The sequence below is a fragment of the Paenibacillus farraposensis genome (assembly GCF_020736845.1).
GTDB classification, from domain to species: Bacteria; Bacillota; Bacilli; order Paenibacillales; family Paenibacillaceae; genus Paenibacillus; species Paenibacillus farraposensis.
Genome location: NZ_JAFFQR010000009.1, coordinates 20,289 through 38,355, shown reverse-complemented (window position 1 = coordinate 38,355; position 18,067 = coordinate 20,289). Strand labels below are relative to the sequence as shown.

Below are 18,067 nucleotides of genomic sequence, written 5' to 3'. Positions count from 1 at the left end.
ACCACGACTCATTATAAGGAAGACAATTCCTTTGGCATCCGATATGATACAGGCATGGTATATAAAATACCATCAGGCTACGCGGTGGTAACAGCTACCTCAGGCGCCCGGAAACCGACCGTGCTCGATTTTGCGAAGATATTGACACCGGAGTAACTCGGTGTCTTTTTTGTAGATCGCAGAATGCCATCCTTATATGGCTGCAGGGCAAAAAAAATCAGCCTGCTTGTATACGAAATACAAACAGGCAGGTTGGATGATATAACTAGGATGCAACGATGCTGGACTGTAAAATGGCAGTTAACTTTTCCTGGAAGGCCGGAATACCTACCCGTTGTACATACGCGTAAAAGCTTTCACCAGAGATGCGGTTTTCCTTGTAGAACAGAATGAGCTCTGCCAGGACAGGCCCAACCTGATCGCCGCGTACACGGCCCTTGAGCGCTTTGTTAAATTGGGAGCCTGAGCCGAGTGCTCCGCCGACGGCGATGTCGAAAGCGTCGACCATGCCTTCGGGTGTCTTAAGGAGCGATCCCTGCAGGCCGATATCGGCAATATGCTTTTGGCCGCAGGAATTTGGGCAGCCGATAAAATGAATACGCACTTTTTCATCCAAATCTATATGCTGGTCCAGGTACTCAGCCACATCAACCGCCCGCTTTTTGGTTTCCACAATGGCCAGATTGCAGAATTCATTCCCTGTGCACGATACGGTGCGGCTCATAAAATGCTTGGGCTGTGGTGTCAGACGCTGCAATACGGGAGCCTTCAATAATTGACTGACCTGGTCGTCTGGCACGCCACTCAGCAATATATTTTGCGACATCGTGGTACGAATATGTCCATCGCCATAGCGGTCAGCCAGTTCGGCCAGTTCATGCAGCTCGTCAGCGTTCAGCCGGCCGACAGGCACATTCAGCCCGACATAGTTCAGGCCTTCCTGGGCTTGCGGATGTACACCGTCAAAATAAGCGGCCTGCCAGCCGACCGTTTTGTCCTCGCCCCGTTTTGGCATTTCGCCGATATACTCGGTGAGTTTAGCCAAAAACTTTTCCGGGCCCCAATCAGCAACGAGGAATTTCAGGCGAGCATGGTGCCGTTTTTCCCGGTAGCCATAGTCACGGAAAATGGTTGTGACGGCAATAGCCACCTTTAGTACTTCCTCAGGGCGGACAAACAGATCCAGTGACTGTGCCAGCTGTGGTTTGGCGGACAAACCTCCGCCGACCATTGCGTGGAAGCCGAGCACCTCTTTTCCGTCGATGATCTTGGTAGCCGGCGTAAAAGACAAGTCGTTGATTTCAGCCTGCGCGTTGTTGTACGTATTGCCGGAAATGGACATTTTGTATTTGCGCGGCAGATTGGAGAAGTCACGATTCAACAAGAAAAAACGGTTTACTTCATCCACAATCTCTCGGGTATCGACCAATTCATTCGGATCAATGCCAGCCAGTGGGTTGCCGACAATGGTACGCGGGCAGTCCCCGCAGGCTTCAAAGGAATACAAACCGACTTTTTCCAGCCGCTCGAAAATATCGGGCAAGCTTTCAATCGTCAGCCAGTGAAACTGAATGGCCTGACGAGTGGTGACATCCACAAGCCCTCTCCCGTACAGTGTGGATATGTCCGCCAGTGCATGTGCTTGTGCCGAAGTCATAATACCTGTGTTGATGCGGACACGCATCATGAAATGACCGTCCTTGGGTTTTTGCTGATACACACCAGCCCATTTAAATCGGTCCATATCGTCCACAGTGATCGAGTCATAGCCTTCGTTCGCATATTTTTCGATAATGGTACGTATAACATCGAGACCGTCTTTCTCCAGTTTGACCAGCTCAAATTTATTTAGTTTGTCAGGATGAGCGGTCCAGATTGGTTCATAGGCCATCCGCTTAGCCTCCTTCATACGTTTTGTTTAAAACTGAGGGTTCAGAATTACATTTTATTTCCGACAATACAACTAAGATATAATGTGATGGTACCATAATTGGGTTACACCCGTAAACGAAGGAATGCCCCAAATGGTATAACGATTATTTATCGTTTTTGCTTATTTTTTTGATATAAGGATTTGGTAATTTTATAATATAAATAGGGTATGAGGAGAGGTAAGTGACAAACGGTGCCTTTTAAAAAAAAGATAGGGCTTAAAGCGTTTGTATGCATATCCCCTCTATGGTAGATTTGGACTAACTGATAGAACAGGGTCACGTTAGAGAGGAAATGGTGAGTATATGCGTAAGATGGGGAAAAGAGTGGCTGTTCTGGCATTGGGCGGCGCTTTGTGTGTTTCTGGAACAGTCGGTGCAGTCAGCAGTGGAACTGCTTTGAAGGCCAAAGTCATTAATGGCGGGGTCTATATCAACGTAAATGATATGAACAAAGCATTGGGAACCAGTGGCGTATATATCAGCACGAATGGTACATATACGTTGTCGGCAGATCGTGTACCGCAGGTCGTTAAAAACGTCTCCCCTTCCGTGGTCGGTATCATCGGCCGTTCAGCCACGGGAGAAACAGTAGCAGGAGGAGATCGGTACAATCTGGCTCACGGCACGGGTGTCATCGTTCGGTCAAACGGATGGATCGTTACGAATGCGCACGTGATCGAAGGGTTGGGTGATGCCGTGGTTGTAACTTCGGACGGAAAATCGTATGGAATCACCAACAGTTACAGCGATCCGATCAGTGATTTGGCTTTGATCAAAATCAAGGCAAGCGGACTCAGGCCTGCGGCCTTCGCAGCCTCCATGAACAGCTTGCAGGTGGGTGAGCAGGTGGTGGCTATCGGGACGCCGATCTCGTTCTCTCTCCGTAATTCGGCAACCACGGGTGTCGTTAGCGGATTGAACCGGGGTATCAATGCTGCCTATCGTTTGATCCAAAGTGATACAGCGATCAATCCCGGAAACAGTGGCGGACCGCTGGTTAATCTCAAGGGTGAGGTCATCGGGATCAATACAATGAAATTTTCGGCGGTCGGCATTGAAAATATGGGCTTTTCGATTCCGTCGGATACAGTGAAATACGTCATCGCCCAATTTTTTAAATATGGTGAGGTTCGGCGCGCCAGTCTTGGCTTGGGGCTGGAGGAGAGCTGGTCGGCTATCGTCGGCTTACCCACCCAGGACCCTTTGAAAGTCACGAAAATTACCTCCGCAAACGCTGTTCAGGCCAAAATCAAGGAAGGCGACGAGCTGTACAGTATTAACGGCAAGCGTGTAGCTTCCACGATCGACGTGAATGAGCTGTTGAAAAATTATCAGCCTGGCCAAACGGTAAGTGTACTTATGCAGTCAGACGGTGATATTGTGAAGCGCAAGCTCGTCTTGGCCCGGGATAATGGTGAAATCTATGAATCCATTCAGTCGGGAGAGGATCTTGAGGATTCGAATGAAGCAGGTTCCGGCGAAGATAGCAGTGTAGCGCGTTCCAAGGAAGCTGTGGAGTCAGTTCAAGCGGCCGCTGTTGCTGGAAAGTGAACGAAAATAACGGCTCTTGAATCTATCAAAAAAGCTAAAGGGAGATTATTGTGAAGCATACTCAAAGAAAAATAATGCGCAAGCTCGGGGTCGGCGTCGCCGCATTGTCCTTGGTGCTTTCTGCTTTGCCGGCTGCAGCAGCAGATAGTGATAAAACCATATTGGAGTTGCGTCTGCAAAGCGGCAGCAATACCGCCATTGTGAACGGCCAAAAGTCAAGCATTACGAAGCCGTATTCGAAGAGCGGCGTACTCATGGTTCCGGCCGGTGTGTTCAAAAAGGCTTTTAACACCAAAATTCGGCTGGCTGAGGATAATGTGGTCAAAATCAGCAGCGGGTCCCGTATTGTATCTCTAACCCTTGGCAGTCGTATAGCTTGGGTGAGAGGTCACAAGGTGGCCCTTCCCGCCCCGCCGGAAATGTCAGCAGGCATTCTTATGGTGCCTCTGCGTCAAGTAGCAGAAGGTCTCGGCGGCAAGCTGGAGAAGAATGGCGCAGGTATCGTCATCCGGATGGAAGCACAAGAAGACGCGGGCACGGAGGTTGAAGAGACGCCGAACATTGATAATGATGAAGGCAAGACGCAGATCGGGAACAGTTACTATGAATGGTCCATGAATTATCCAACGGGCCTCGTCATTGGTCAGGGAGGCGGAGATGAGAGTATCTCCACATTTATGGATGAGAACAATGCATATTACATGGAAGTGCACGTAGCGTCACAGCCAGTTCCGCTGAATGCGGATGATCTGCTGCAGCAATTGGTACAGACGGCCAAAGAAACGGGAGAAATGGTCATAGATCGAAAATCCTTCCCGAAAGTAAAGGTTCCTTATGCGCGTGTCGTTACGAAGGATGCGGACGGTGTACTGTGGGAAATTCGCCAGTATTATGATAACGGGCGGCTGTATGTAATTTATTTTTCAGATAATAAAGCGACGAATTATAAGGATCTGTCCCAATATGCGGGCCTGTTGAATTCCTTCAAGACCTCCTTTAATGCGCAGGATAAGAGCATCAAAGACCTGTCCACTGTTGTAGGGGGCACACGCGAAGCTGGGAATTCGGACTATGGTGTGTCACTGAGCATCCCTGCAGGCTGGAAAATGGATGATCAGCGGATGCAGTACGAGAGCAATGATGGATCAAGCTTCCATCTGAAAGTAACCTCAGTGCCTGCGGATGGAACATTGGAGAGCTGGAGTCGGCAGTTGCAAAAATGGCTGAGTGATTCTTTTGTGTCCACAGCCTATGAGGCACCAAAAACGTACCCGATGAAGGTTGCAGGCGTCCAAGGACTGGTTCAGGAGTACCGCTATAATTTTGGCGATGGATGGGTTAAGGAGTACAATGTGCTGATTCAGCAAAGTGGATACCGCTACCTGGCGGAATATGCCGTACCGGAAAAGGCCAACAAGGGGAGTGACCAGTTCAACGCACTCATTTCCTCGCTGCAAATTGATTTCCAAACCGTAGCGAGCAACTTTGGGCAGTTGGAAGAAGACGACTATCTGACAGAAAAAACGAAAACAGTCAAAAAGGCATCCAAAGCCTATGAATATACGGTCAATATTCCACGATACTGGACTGCGGTCAGCGACCAATTTGAAATGGCTGACGTGGAATACAAGTTTACCGGCGGACGTTTCTCTATCAAAATCGACAATGGCCAATCGTTTGAATTTACAGTGTCCCAGCTCAAGGACTTTTATGATAAACAAGGTAAAAGCTATAAAAACCTCAAGGTTGAGGAGGTTAAAGATGTGACGTTTGCCGGTGTCCCGGCAGTGTCCTTTACATTCCATCGTGTGGAGGAAGGCATAAGCTACACGGGCCACCAAATCGTTCTGGAGCACAATGGAAAAACCTATACCGTGACAACAACGCTAAATGATGCGAACAACACGGCTGTGCAGTCCAACGCACTGGATTCAACGCTGAATTCGTTTATGTTTGTGAAGTAGAGAAAAGATTAGGTGGTTTGTGGAGGAAGCGCTGCGCGTGCCACAAGAGTGCTAATTTTTCAAGGAGGGGATAGAGGCAGGGGAGATCAAAGCATGCTGTTTACGTTATTTTAACATGCGAATTCTTGCCTTACTTTGTATAATCAGCACTTACAATATACCGTCTGACGGGATTGTAAGTGTTTTTTTGTGTTACAAGCGGAGCGGTCGCTTTAAAAGCTTTTCGTAGAAAAATTAGCTTTGGGAGCATCATCCCCTCGGATTTCTCCACGGGTATAGATATGATATTTTTGAAGGAATCGCTTGGAAAGTGTAGAAGCTTGGGGCACAGTCTGGTACACTAGATTAGTTACAAGATAAGAATGATTCTGCCGCAACTGCTAGTGATGCGGATTTTTTGAGTTGGATGTATTTCATGCGAGGGACCGATGGTTCAGCGAGTGGACGATCGGACAAGATGATAGAAAAAGATAGGATTTCAAGCAAGCAGCATAGCTGCCCTGAAAACAACGAGTCCATGGGGATCATTCGTTTTCAGCATATAGGGAGGACAATCATGAAATCAGCAGTACGAAGAGAAGATGTCGAGCTTCTGGCACCAGCCGGTGACTGGGATTGTATGCGTGCGGCGGTGGCAAACGGGGCCGATGCGATCTTTTTCGGGGTGGAAAAGTTCAACGCACGGGCACGGGCGAATAATTTCCGTATGGAGGAGCTCCCTGAAATTATGGCGTTTCTGCATAGCTACGGGGTCAAGGGCTTTTTGACATTTAATATACTAGTTTTTGAGAACGAACTGGAGGATGCCAAAGAACTGGTTGATGCCTGCATAGATGCGGGAGTTGATGCCTTAATTGTTCAGGATATGGGTTTGGTGAAAATGATCCGCGATATTTCACCTGATTTTCCGATCCATGGGTCTACGCAAATGACGATTACCTCACCGGAGGCTGTAGAGTTCACGAAGCCTTACAACATCGAGCGCGTCGTGCTTGGGCGTGAAAACAATCTCAAGCAGATTCAAAAAATAGGTGAACAAGCGAAACTCCCCATGGAGGTATTCGTGCATGGCGCGTTATGCGTGTCTTATTCAGGTCAGTGTCTGACTTCAGAAATGTGGGGTGGGCGCTCTGCTAACCGTGGTGAGTGTGCACAGGCCTGCCGTTTGCCTTACGATCTGATGGTGGATGGAGAGCAAAAGCCGATGGCCGATGTGACATACCTGCTGTCACCTAAGGATTTGGCGGCGATTGATTTGATGCCTCAGCTGATCGACGCGGGTGTGGTTTCTTTTAAAATTGAAGGGCGGCTGAAAACGCCTGAATATGTAGCCAACGTGGTCAGCAAGTACCGCAAGGCCATCGATAAGTATTTTGATGGCGATACCTCCAAGACGAGCAAAGAAGATATCCGTGAGCTCCAGCAGAGCTTTTCACGTGGCTTCACACACGGTTTTCTGGAAGGAACGAATAACAAAAAGCTGGTTGATGGTACGTTCCCGAAAAGCCGGGGCGTGTATCTGGGCCGGGTGGAACAAATTCTCCGTGATGGGGTTGTGTGCCGTATTGATGCGCCGCTAAAACGCGGCGACGGTATTGTATTCGATGCGGGCGATCCTACGCAAAAAGAAGAAGGCGGACGCGTATACGATATCCGCCGCAAGGGCGTGAAAATCGAAGGTGAAGCTGGCGAAGGCTGGATCATTGACATCATAGCAGGACGCAACGATGTCGATTTGCGCCGTGTACACGTGGGCGACCGCATCTGGAAGACCAATGACCCGGCGCTGGACAAGCGTCTGCGCCAGTCGTATGACACCGACAAGCCGTACCGTGTCTTCCCGGTACATGTGCGTGTCAGCGGCTCTCCAGGGCAGCCGCTGTCAACCTGGTGGACCGATGTGCAAAAGGGTACGATGGTCCGTGTGGACTCCGAGCTGGAACTTGAAGTCGCCCAGAAGCGTCCGATGACGCACGAATTGCTCGAGGAGCAGTTCGGCCGGCTGGGCGGAACAGTGTTCCAGCTGGAAGAGCTGGACGTCCACCTGCAAGGGGACGTCATCGTGCCAATGCGCGAGCTGAACAGCATCCGCCGCAAGGCGGTGGAACTGCTCGCGGGCGAGCGCCCCAAACCGCCCGTGTACACGAAGCGGGCGGTAGAGGTGTATGGCGATGCATCCGTTCCGGCATCGCCTGTGGCACACGGTCAGGCGGAGCTGACCGCGCTGTGCCGCAGCCTCCCGCAGGTTGAGGCTGCACTGGAGGCCGGCGTGGAGTTCATCTACGCCGACTTCGAGTTCATCAAGCAATTCCCGGCCGCTGTGGAGGCCGTACATGGCGCAGGACGCCGAATTGCGCTGGTGACACCTCGTATTCACATGCCGGGTGAAAACGGCTATCACAACAACATCCTGCGCCTGAAGCCGGATGCCGTGCTGGTACGCAATCCGGGGGCGCTGTATTTCTACATGCGTCATCGTCTGGAGAACCCAGACGCACATCACCCGCAGCTGATTGGTGACTTTTCACTGAATATCGCCAACCATAAAGCGGCTGATCTCTTCCTGGATTCCGGCTGCGACCTGGTGACGCCGTCGTATGACCTGAACATCCAGCAGATGGTCGATATGCTGAGACGCACACGCACCGACAAGCTGGAGATCGTCATTCAGCAGCATTTGCCGATGTTCCATACGGAACATTGCGTATACTGCACCTTTATGAGTGAAGGCACAGACTACACCAACTGTGGTCGTCCTTGTGAGGATCATCGTGCCTCCTTGCGTGACCGGATTGGCATGTCTCACCCGGTCCGCGTGGACGAAGGCTGTCGCAACACGGTATACAATGCGATCGAGCAATCCGGTGCCGAGTACCTGTCCAACTTTATGGAGCTGGGTGTGTCCCGCTACCGCGTAGAGTTTTTGGAGGAAACGTCAGAACAAGTGCACGAGGTTATCGATCTCTATAACCGTGCCCTGCGCGGAGAAATCAGCGGTACGCAGGTATGGAAGACGCTCAAGGCAACGAACCAGTTGGGTGTTACGCGTGGGCAACTGGTGAAGTAAGAGAAGGCTATCGTTAGCCCCGCATATTCATCCCGCTTTAATATAAACGTAGAAAATAGCAAAAAAACAGGGGATGTGCATCCATAGCACATTCCCTGTTTTTTTGCTCGAGCTTATTTTCAACTGTTACAATCCTCATCCCGTTATACTCTTTGTGTTTTCGCTTTCCGAGAGAAAACAACATATTTTTGTCCAACGTAATTAATTAAAGTATAAAAGATATTCCCGATTAGGATGGATAAATTGCCTAGAATTTCGCTATTTTTGATGCTTAGATTTGAAATCAGGAAGTGACTGATCAAATAGCTGAGACAATATGATAGGAAATAACATATCAATATAATAAATATAAATCTCCAGAGGGTCTGCCCATGGCTTGCATTATTTCTGAAAGTGAATTTTTTGTTTAGGAAGTAGCTTACCGTAGCACCCACAGCATTACCAATAAAGGTGGATAGCCAGTAATTCATTCCTAACGTATTGAAAAGCAAGAACATGACGGACATCCCACAGAGTGTGTTTAAAACCCCGACCATAAGAAAACGGAAGAAACTATTTTGGAATAAAGTCAATGTATTCACCCTGTTTGCATCTGCTTATTGGATAGCTAGAGCTTTCCTTTCGCTATTTTTGGATGTTGTTTTTTTAGCGTCTAGGGTGCTTTGGGAATCTAAAATGGTCTCAACAATATATTTAGGTCTTTGTTTTACCTCTTTATATATTTTTCCGATATACTCGCCAATGAGTCCGAGTGCGACAAGCTGCAGACCGCCTATAAACCAGATAGACAGCATTAATGAAGACCAGCCCCACACGGTGGTACCCAGGAGTTTGCTAATGATGGTATAGACTGCTATTAACAGGCTTATTCCAAACATGGCAAAACCTACAGCCGAGACCAGCCGAATCGGAGTAACGCTAAATGAGGTGATTCCGTCGAAAGCAAAGGCAAGCATTTTCTTTAAAGGATATTTGGACTCTCCCGCAAAGCGTTCATGCCGATCATAATACACTTCGGTGGACCGGTATCCTATTAACGGAACTAATCCGCGTAAAAAGAGGTTAACCTCTTTAAAGTTGCTAAGTTCCTGAAGAACTCTTTTGCTCATTAAACGGTAATCTGCGTGATTGTATACGATGTTGACTCCCATTTTACTCATCACACGGTAGAAGCCTTGAGCTGTTGAACGTTTGAAAAAGGTGTCGGTGGCTCTGCTTTTGCGGACCCCATACACGATGTCATAACCCTCTTTGAACTTGATAACAAATTCTTGAATGGCATTGAGATCGTCTTGCAGGTCTGCATCTACGGATATTACGCAATCGGATGTTTCTTTAGCTTCCATTAGCCCAGATAATAAAGCGTTCTGATGTCCGGCGTTTTTCGCCAATTTGAGACCACTCACATAAGGATTGGTCTGGTTATATGATGCTATGATGTTCCATGTCTTATCACGGCTGCCGTCATCAACAAACAGCATCTTGCTATGTTTGGAAATGAGCTGGCGCTCTGCCAACTCCTCAAGAATGGCTGTAAGCCTGCTTATTGTTTCAGTCAATACTTCTTCTTCGTTATAACAGGGAATAACTAAGGTTAAAACAGGGTTACTGATTATTGAATTCAAAGAACTCTCTCCTCAAATTTTGGCTTTGCTGGTACCCAAAATACTATCTTTTTTAGTCTATAATATGATTTCCTTAAATTATATAACATTGCCATGATGAAGTGCTATAATAAACTACTAGCAATATACAATTCTACACGAATGTATTTGAATAATTAGCAAGTTTTGTTGAAAAGGAGTCTAACCTATGAAAATCCGAAAAGCGATTATTCCTGCCGCGGGGCTGGGAACTCGATTCCTCCCTGCAACGAAAGCGATGCCTAAAGAGATGCTTCCAATCGTGGACAAACCAACGATTCAATATATTATTGAAGAGGCTGTAGCATCAGGTATTGAGGATATCATTATCGTAACTGGTAAAGGGAAAAGAGCCATTGAGGATCATTTTGACTACTCATTTGAGCTGGAGCATAATCTGACCTCGAAGGAAAAATGGAATCTGCTGAATGAAGTGCGCAAACCGTCCGAGATGGCTGATATCCACTATATTCGTCAAAAGGAGCCTAAAGGTTTGGGGCATGCAATCTGGTGTGCGCGAAAATTTATCGGCGACGAACCTTTTGCCGTACTTTTAGGCGATGATATCGTTGAGTCTGAGAATCCTTGTCTCAAGCAGATGATTGACGTTTTCGATGAGTACCAGCGTTCTGTTGTAGGTGTAAAGCAAGTGGCTTGGAACGAGGTACATCGGTACGGGATTGTTGAAGGTCATGCACTTACTACCAAAATCTCGGAAGCCGAACGTCTGGTAGAAAAGCCGAAAAAGGAAGAAGCGAACTCCAACCTGGCGATCATGGGACGCTATATCCTAACGCCTGATATTTTTGATATCCTGGGTCAGCAATCCGCTGGAGTAGGCGGGGAGATTCAACTGACGGATGCACTATCCAAACTGGGAGAAAAGCATCCGATTCTGGCCTATGAATTTGATGGCAACCGCCATGACGTTGGCGAGAAACTGGGCTTCATTGAAACAACTATCCATTATGCCCTGCAGCATGATGAGATTAAAGACGAAGTACTGGCTTATATGAGACAGGTTATTAAAGAAATTGACGAAAATAAAAATTAAAGTGTAATAAATACAGGAGCCACTTTCCATGACAATGATGTCATTTCGGGATGGAGTAGAATAGAAAGCTCAACTAAGGATTAAAAAAAGGAACGTAGGAAGCGTGATAGCTTCTACGTTCCTTTCTCTTTTGTCATTAAGTGTATATTGTATTTAATAACTTTAACGGTATACCTAGAGCTTTAAGGCCTTTAACAGATCAATTTGCTCCTTCTCCTTTGGATCAGCCTGAATCAGCTTGTTATATAATGCTTCGTCGTTTTGGCCCTGTTTTTGCAGAGCAGCGATATAGTAACGAACCACCTCACGATTTGTAGCATCACTCAGGTCGTCTTTTAAGCCGTTTTTAAAAATGTTGGCAGCCTCAGCAGGTTTACCTGACATAAACTCAATTTTCCCAGCACTGAGCGCAATACCTGGAGTTACTTCAAAAGTACGTGTCAACTCAATCTCAGGTGGAATCGTCTTCATATGAGCTACCCCATCCAGAACCTGCTGATAAGCAGCGAGACCTGCTTGGAAATATTTCTGTTCCTTGGCGGTGTCCTTCTGCTCACGTGCCTTATTGCCAATAGTATAAGCTTTGGTAATTAACATATTGTACCAGTCATTGTCCCATTTAAAGTTGGAAATGTTATTTTCCAAAATGCTGAAAGCCTGCTCATTCTCACCCTTCATTTGTAAAAGGTCAACTTTGATGTTATACATGGTTTTATTATACGGTTCTGCCTTCAGGCCCGTATTAAGTACCTCTATTGCAGCGTTATAAAATTCATCTTTTTTTGTTTGATCATAAACATTCTTGTACAGTGCGGCCAATCTTATAACCGAATCCGGGTGCGTAGGACGAAGTTGGAGGTCTTTATTATTAGCACTTTGAATTTCCTCGAACGATCTGCTAACCGCCATGACCTGTTTGGCATATACGGCAGCATTAGCCGATTGCACGAAGCGGAGACCTACAAAAAGCAACACGATGCTTAGAATGCCAATGACTGCACTATACATGATCCGGAATCCGGAAGCCCTCATAGACAGACGTTTAAGAGGTTTGCTGTCTATAGCAGCAGTCATCCCAGCAAGACTTATAAATACAAGTATTCCCATAAACACGTAACTAAGATTAAAGTCCAACAAGCTATGAAGTAAGATCGAGAGTGCCAAAATAAGATACAGAAAGTGAGCATCCCGCTCTTCATCATTTTGATTAACATAGTTACGAATATATTTGTAGAAAATATATAAGATGAATGACATGAAAATTACAAAACCAAAAATGCCAACTTCAACCAGGTACTGCATGAAAAAGTTATGAGCCTGACGGCTTGTATAAGGATAATCCTGGTACCTTTCGTACAAAGTGGCCCATCCGCCACCACCAGTGCCGATTACAGGGTAATCTTTAATCAATTTGGCAGCATCCTTATAGAATGCAAGCCGCTCCAGCACACTATGCTGGCGGAAATTGATGTTTTCTAACCGGACCTGAACGTTCTCAGGAAGTACACTGCGCAGGCCAGTTCCAATAAACAGAAAAGCCAACAAGCCAATCACCACAACCGAACCGACAGGCAACCACAGGTTGGATAACTTACGGGAAGTCCACCCTTTGAAGACATTCTCCAGCTTTGGTGAAAGGTAACGTTCAACAAGCCACAGGACGACAGCAACAACAAGGGAAACCCCGATAAGCAATCCCCAGCCCTTGGCTGCTTCTCCACCGTTATAGACTTTATCGAGATGTAATCCCATATTCGTTATGGGTGTCAAGATAGATATTGACGCCACGCCAGCAACGGCACAATGTATAATCCATATGATTTGTCGTGCCGGTTTAAAGAAAAGCAAGAGCAACACGAATACAACTGGCAGCATAACCAGACCGCCCCGTGATAAGGTTAGGAATAACGAAACCACGATTGGCACCAACATGAAGCCATGAGTAGCTTTTCCATACCATGACCCTGACTTCATCAGACAAAACACGGCTGCAAATAAAATAGCCATCAGGAAAGCGGCATATGTATTCGCATATTGAAACACCGATGTCAGTCGGAGTCCGTTTGTATCTATCATCGTTGCACTGATATAGCGATCATGATAAACATATTGGCTTAGCCAGCCTACCAGCTTGCCAGCAAGCACCCACTGTCCGAACCAGTTAATAAAGCCAAAGCCTACAATGACATAAGCAACAGTCATAATCAGATTATGAATAATCTTATTGCCTAAGCGATCATGAAGTAGATAGATTGAGATGATAAACAGAGCGGCATATATGCACTGTACCACCACCATATTCATGGCCAGATAATATGAGGCTGCTGAACTCAGCGAAAGCACATAAGTCAAGGGAAGCAGCAACACCAATACGGCCAGCCAATCCCTTTGCTCTTCCAGCTTGAATTTTTTATAATAGGTTACGATTCCTAAAATCAATAGGATCATGCTGATAATCAAAGCCCAATAGAGAGGCTTCTCAAAATCAAGCATCTGCCCATTGAAGAGTGCAGCCTGGAAGGGGGACCAAGCTAAAAACAAGATCATGCCAACAATTAACACCCAAAATATAGCCGGCCTTTTATCGTCACGGGTCGACGTTTGGGCCTGTTTCCCGTATACTGGATTCGACAAGGTTTACAATCTCCTTTGCTTGTAGATACGTCAACATTTTAGCATATCGTGGCTATATGAGCCATATTGCAAGAAAAACACTTACAAATGTTTACACTGTTGTATTGTAAGATACTTACCAAACCATGTTTAAGGTCGTGACATACGCGTATGAATTTAACTCAAAACTTGTCCAAAAATTTAAAGCTGCTCTGGGAATTATCTAAAAAAGATATTAAATCCAGATATCTTGGCTCATTTATGGGGGTGCTCTGGGCTTTTATACATCCTATGGTATCCATACTTGTATATTGGGTTGTATTTCAGGTTGGTTTTAAAAATACGCCTATTGGAGATACCCCCTTTATCCTGTGGTTACTAACAGGGATGGTGCCTTGGCTCTTCATCTCAGAGAGTTTATCAACGGCAACCTATAGCATCATTGAAAACAATTATTTGGTGAAAAAAATCGTTTTTCGTGTCAGCTTGCTGCCTATGGTGAAAATCCTGTCTGCTCTTTTTGTGCATGTGTTTTTTATTGCTGTTCTTTTCATCATGTTTAAAATATACCATGTTGAGTTTACAGTTTATAACTTTCAAGTGCTTTATTATTTATTGGCTACGATCCTTCTTTCTTTATCCATTTCTTACATAACCGCTACATTGGCTGTTTTTGTTAAAGATGTCAGTCAAATTGTAGGAGTATTTATTCAACTATTCTTTTGGTTAACTCCTATTTTTTGGAATTTGAATATTGTTGGGGACAAATATCAATTCTTCTTCAAACTAAATCCTATTCTCTATATCGTTGAAGGATATCGTGATGCATTTATCAATCACAAATGGTTCTGGGAGCATCCTCTAATGACGATCTACTTTTGGGCTATTGTGATTGTAGCGGGTACTATAGGAACTAAAATTTTCAAAAAAATGAAGTCTCATTTTGCTGATGTATTGTGAGGAGAAAAGTATGACTCAGAATGAATCGATTGCTGTAGAAGTTAATAATGTCACAAAAATATATAAAATATATGATAATCCCAATGAACGCTTAAAAGAAGCTATTCATCCTTTTAAAAAAAAATATCATTCCGATTTTAAAGCCATCAGCGATCTTTCCTTTTCTATTGAAAGAGGACAGGCGATTGGTATTATCGGTAAAAACGGTTCAGGGAAATCCACTCTTTTAAAGATGATTACAGGTGTAATTACACCTACCAGCGGGAGCATTACGGTGAACGGTAAAATTGCGGCTCTGCTGGAATTGGGAGCTGGATTTAATCCAGACTTAACCGGGATGGAGAACATTTTTTTGAATGGTACCCTTATGGGCTATAGTAAGGCCGAAATGGATGAAAAAGTAGAAGATATTATATCTTTTGCGGACATCGGTGAATTTATTAACCAGCCTGTCAAAATGTACTCCAGTGGTATGTTTGCCCGATTAGCTTTTGCAGTGGCCATTAATGTTGATCCAGATATCCTGATAGTTGATGAAGCCTTGTCTGTTGGGGATATTTATTTTCAGGCAAAATGTATTACTAAAATGAAGGAACTTTCCAAGAAAAGCACAGTCCTTTTTGTCTCTCATTCTATGGACACAATTAAAAGCTTTTGTGATACAGCCTTGCTTATCGACAAAGGACATATGGTCGAGATTGGTCCGGTGAAACGCGTTGCGCAAATTTACGAGAATATCATTAATCAGGAAATTGCGGACATGAAGCGCGTTCAATCCCTGGATATGTATGTGAATTCGGAGACGAATAAGGAAAGAACGCTTTTACTGTTAGAGGAGGACCCTGCTTTCGCAAAACGTGCCAATGAGTTTCGCTCTGGAACGGGAGACGCACGCTTTATAAGAGCGGATTTGTTGGTTAATGGAGAAGTGGTTACCCAGGTTCCTTTTGGCGAAATGGTTACTTTACGTCTAGTGGCGCAATATTATAAAGATATTGATTCCGAGGGAACCATTGGCTACATGGTTAGAAACCATACGGGTGTAGATGTGTTTGGGATGAATATCTATAATAAAGCAAAACTGGTTCCGAAAATGTCGGCGGGTGGCATTCTGGAGGTCAACTTTAATTTTCGTAATTTGTTATCTGAGAGCGGCAAGTACACCATCTCTATTGGATTGAAGCCCAAACCTTTTGAGCCTCTTTATTTGGATAGTGTGAGCATAGCAGCAGTATTTGAGGTTCCTAAGCCGGAGAATAATTATGTACCGGGGTTAATATTTGTAGATAACACAATCGATTTGCAAGTTATTAATTAGGGCTGGTGATAAAATGTGCGGGATATTGTTTTCTAATGTAGCTATCAATAAAGAAGCATTTCTTAATTCATTAAATATCATGAAACACCGGGGGCCTACGGCCCCACTTTGTGTATACCAGAATGAAAATTTTATGCTGGGGCATAACAGGCTTAGTATTTTAGATTTGGATCAGAGAAGTGATCAGCCTTTTTTTTCTGATGATGGTAGATATGTAATTATATATAATGGAGAAATTTATAATTATAAAGAGTTAGCTTCCAATCATTCAATTCAAATGAGAACAAACTCGGATACTGAACTTTTATTGAAGCTTTATATTCAATATGGTCCCCAAATGTTGAATTGGCTTAATGGAATGTTCAGTTTTATTGTTTTAGACATGAAGAAGAAATCTTTTTTTGCAGCCCGGGATCGTATGGGCGTAAAACCGCTTTATTATAGCCAATATGGAGAAGAATTTATTTTTAGTTCTGAAATAGCTCCACTGCTCCCACTCATCCGTAGCACTTCTATAGACCAAGAAGCTGTAAGACAGTATAAAAAGATGAGATGCTTCTTTAATGATCGTACCATTTATAATGAAATAAAAGAGTTTCCACCAGGGTATTATTATGAAAATGGGGAATTCATTAAATATTGGGAAATTGATTATTCGGAGAAAGAACCGCCTTCCGATGAGGAGCTTGAGTCTTTAATTCGCTCTGCAGTAGAGTACCGCAAGATTGCTGATGTTGAAATTGGAAGTTACCTGAGCGGTGGCTTGGACAGCACAATTGTTACGGCACTGGCCAAAGTAGAGCATACTTGGACTGTTGGCTTTGAAGATTATAATGAGTTTCAGTGGTCTGAAATCGCAGCCGCTAGATACAATACTATTCATCATCCGATCCTGTTTGACCCAGATCGCTTTTTAGCATTAGCTCGCGAGCTTATTATTGCCAAAAAAGAGCCGCTGTCTGTGCCTAATGAAGTGCTGCTGTATTATATGACCCAACAAGCAGCTGTTAAGAATACAGTCATATTAAGCGGTGAAGGCGCGGATGAGCTTTTCTTTGGGTATGACCGTATTTTCAGATGGGCCAGCAACACTACAGATTTCGATATCAGGGTCTTTAGTGAGCTTTACACCTATGGATCTGAGGATGACATTGGGATTGTAGAAGATGCATTGGCGCCGTTTATGGACCTAAAGTCTCCTCAAAAAATTGTAGCGGCATTCTTTCAGCAAGCCCATTTGAGAGGATTACTCAAACGATTGGATAGTGCTTCGATGCTAAACTCGGTAGAAGCTAGATCTCCTTTCTTAGATTATCGGCTAATCGAAAGACTTGCAGGTGTGGATTCACATTATAAAATGAAAGATGGAGTTGTTAAGGCTCCCCTCAAGAGAATTTTTAAAGATATTGTTCCTGCTGAGATTATTAACAGAAAAAAGGTTGGTTTTCCTGTTCAGCTTGAAAGCGTCCTATCTTCTGAACAAATTGAAGGAAAGACAGCATTCGACAAATGGTTTAACTTCAATTTAACTACGTTAGGAGAAATCTTATGATTATCGGCTATACTTCCGGAGTCTTCGATTTATTTCATATTGGACATTTAAATTTGTTGAGAAATGCCAAATCGCTCTGTGATAAGCTCATTGTTGGAGTGACAACAGACGAATTAGTTTCGTACAAGTACAAGAAGGCAGTAATTCCTTTTGAGGAAAGAATGGAGATTGTCAGAAATATCAAGTTTGTTGATACTGTAATTCCTCAGGACACCATGGATAAACTTGTGGTTTGGCAAAAATTAAAGTATGACGTAATGTTCGTAGGCGATGATTGGTTCCAAAATGAACGCTGGGTTCAGTATGAGTCGCAGTTTAAAGAAGTTGGAGTGAAGATTATATATTTTCCCTATACAAAGAGTACATCTTCGACATTACTGAATGAGACATTACTGAAACTAAGAAAATAAG

At 44.7% G+C, this 18,067-nt stretch carries 12 protein-coding genes; 8 read left to right on the top strand and 4 right to left on the bottom strand.

The window, feature by feature from the left end; all coding sequences use genetic code 11:
- Positions 1–265 precede the first annotated feature (265 nt).
- Positions 266–1,891, bottom strand: a complete 1,626-nt coding sequence (locus JO375_RS02055; RefSeq protein ID WP_229522910.1) for a nitrite/sulfite reductase — start codon at positions 1,889–1,891, stop codon at positions 266–268.
- 346 nt (positions 1,892–2,237) lie between these two features.
- On the opposite strand from JO375_RS02055, the gene JO375_RS02050 reads away from it, so the two are divergent.
- The 3 genes from JO375_RS02050 to JO375_RS02040 all read left to right on the top strand — a co-directional run bounded on the left by JO375_RS02050 (position 2,238) and on the right by JO375_RS02040 (position 8,516).
- Positions 2,238–3,485, top strand: a complete 1,248-nt coding sequence (locus tag JO375_RS02050) for a S1C family serine protease (RefSeq protein WP_229522909.1) — start codon at positions 2,238–2,240, stop codon at positions 3,483–3,485.
- Positions 3,486–3,535: 50 nt separating this feature from the next.
- On the top strand, positions 3,536–5,449 hold the full coding sequence (locus JO375_RS02045; RefSeq protein WP_229522908.1) for a stalk domain-containing protein: 1,914 nt from the start codon (positions 3,536–3,538) through the stop codon (positions 5,447–5,449).
- Positions 5,450–6,005: 556 nt separating this feature from the next.
- A complete protein-coding gene (locus tag JO375_RS02040; RefSeq protein WP_229522907.1) occupies positions 6,006–8,516 on the top strand; it encodes a U32 family peptidase in 2,511 nt (836 codons plus the stop codon).
- Positions 8,517–8,659: 143 nt separating this feature from the next.
- Here JO375_RS02040 and JO375_RS02035 read toward each other — a convergent pair whose 3' ends face one another.
- Positions 8,660–9,052: a GtrA family protein gene (locus JO375_RS02035; protein WP_267497652.1), complete on the bottom strand. Its 393-nt coding sequence runs from the start codon at positions 9,050–9,052 to the stop codon at positions 8,660–8,662.
- 60 nt (positions 9,053–9,112) lie between these two features.
- Positions 9,113–10,141, bottom strand: a complete 1,029-nt coding sequence (locus tag JO375_RS02030) for a glycosyltransferase family 2 protein (protein ID WP_229522906.1) — start codon at positions 10,139–10,141, stop codon at positions 9,113–9,115.
- Between the two features lie 187 nt (positions 10,142–10,328).
- On the opposite strand from JO375_RS02030, the gene galU reads away from it, so the two are divergent.
- A complete protein-coding gene (gene galU / locus JO375_RS02025) occupies positions 10,329–11,213 on the top strand; it encodes a UTP--glucose-1-phosphate uridylyltransferase GalU (protein ID WP_229522905.1) in 885 nt (294 codons plus the stop codon).
- 174 nt (positions 11,214–11,387) lie between these two features.
- Here galU and JO375_RS02020 read toward each other — a convergent pair whose 3' ends face one another.
- Positions 11,388–13,847: an O-antigen ligase family protein gene (locus JO375_RS02020; RefSeq protein WP_229522904.1), complete on the bottom strand. Its 2,460-nt coding sequence runs from the start codon at positions 13,845–13,847 to the stop codon at positions 11,388–11,390.
- A gap of 150 nt (positions 13,848–13,997) precedes the next feature.
- Here JO375_RS02020 and JO375_RS02015 point away from each other — a divergent pair, with 150 nt between their 5' ends.
- From JO375_RS02015 to JO375_RS02000, 4 genes are read left to right on the top strand one after another with little or no spacing between them, the layout of a single operon-like run.
- Positions 13,998–14,786, top strand: a complete 789-nt coding sequence (locus JO375_RS02015) for an ABC transporter permease (protein WP_229522903.1) — start codon at positions 13,998–14,000, stop codon at positions 14,784–14,786.
- Positions 14,787–14,796: 10 nt separating this feature from the next.
- On the top strand, positions 14,797–16,104 hold the full coding sequence (locus tag JO375_RS02010) for an ABC transporter ATP-binding protein (RefSeq protein ID WP_229522902.1): 1,308 nt from the start codon (positions 14,797–14,799) through the stop codon (positions 16,102–16,104).
- A 25-nt stretch (positions 16,105–16,129) separates the two neighbouring features.
- Positions 16,130–17,656 carry an asparagine synthase (glutamine-hydrolyzing) gene (gene asnB, locus JO375_RS02005; RefSeq protein ID WP_229522901.1) on the top strand — a complete coding sequence of 509 codons (1,527 nt, stop codon included), beginning with the start codon at positions 16,130–16,132 and terminating at the stop codon, positions 17,654–17,656.
- Positions 17,653–18,066, top strand: coding sequence for an adenylyltransferase/cytidyltransferase family protein (locus JO375_RS02000; protein ID WP_229522900.1), 414 nt, complete (start codon positions 17,653–17,655; stop codon positions 18,064–18,066). Before asnB ends, JO375_RS02000 begins: the two co-directional genes overlap by 4 nt.
- The last annotated feature ends 1 nt before the right edge of the window (position 18,067 follow it).

Excerpts from the sequence above, each read along its gene's own strand:
- JO375_RS02010 (WP_229522902.1), top strand. The coding sequence starts at position 14,797 with ATGACTCAGAATGAATCGATTGCTGTAGAAGTTAATAATGTCACAAAA.
- JO375_RS02035 (WP_267497652.1), bottom strand. The coding sequence starts at position 9,052 with ATGGTCGGGGTTTTAAACACACTCTGTGGGATGTCCGTCATGTTCTTG.
- JO375_RS02015 (WP_229522903.1), top strand. The coding sequence starts at position 13,998 with ATGAATTTAACTCAAAACTTGTCCAAAAATTTAAAGCTGCTCTGGGAA.
- JO375_RS02040 (WP_229522907.1), top strand. The coding sequence starts at position 6,006 with ATGAAATCAGCAGTACGAAGAGAAGATGTCGAGCTTCTGGCACCAGCC.
- JO375_RS02050 (WP_229522909.1), top strand. The coding sequence starts at position 2,238 with ATGCGTAAGATGGGGAAAAGAGTGGCTGTTCTGGCATTGGGCGGCGCT.
- JO375_RS02000 (WP_229522900.1), top strand. The coding sequence starts at position 17,653 with ATGATTATCGGCTATACTTCCGGAGTCTTCGATTTATTTCATATTGGA.
- JO375_RS02055 (WP_229522910.1), bottom strand. The coding sequence starts at position 1,891 with ATGGCCTATGAACCAATCTGGACCGCTCATCCTGACAAACTAAATAAA.
- galU (WP_229522905.1), top strand. The coding sequence starts at position 10,329 with ATGAAAATCCGAAAAGCGATTATTCCTGCCGCGGGGCTGGGAACTCGA.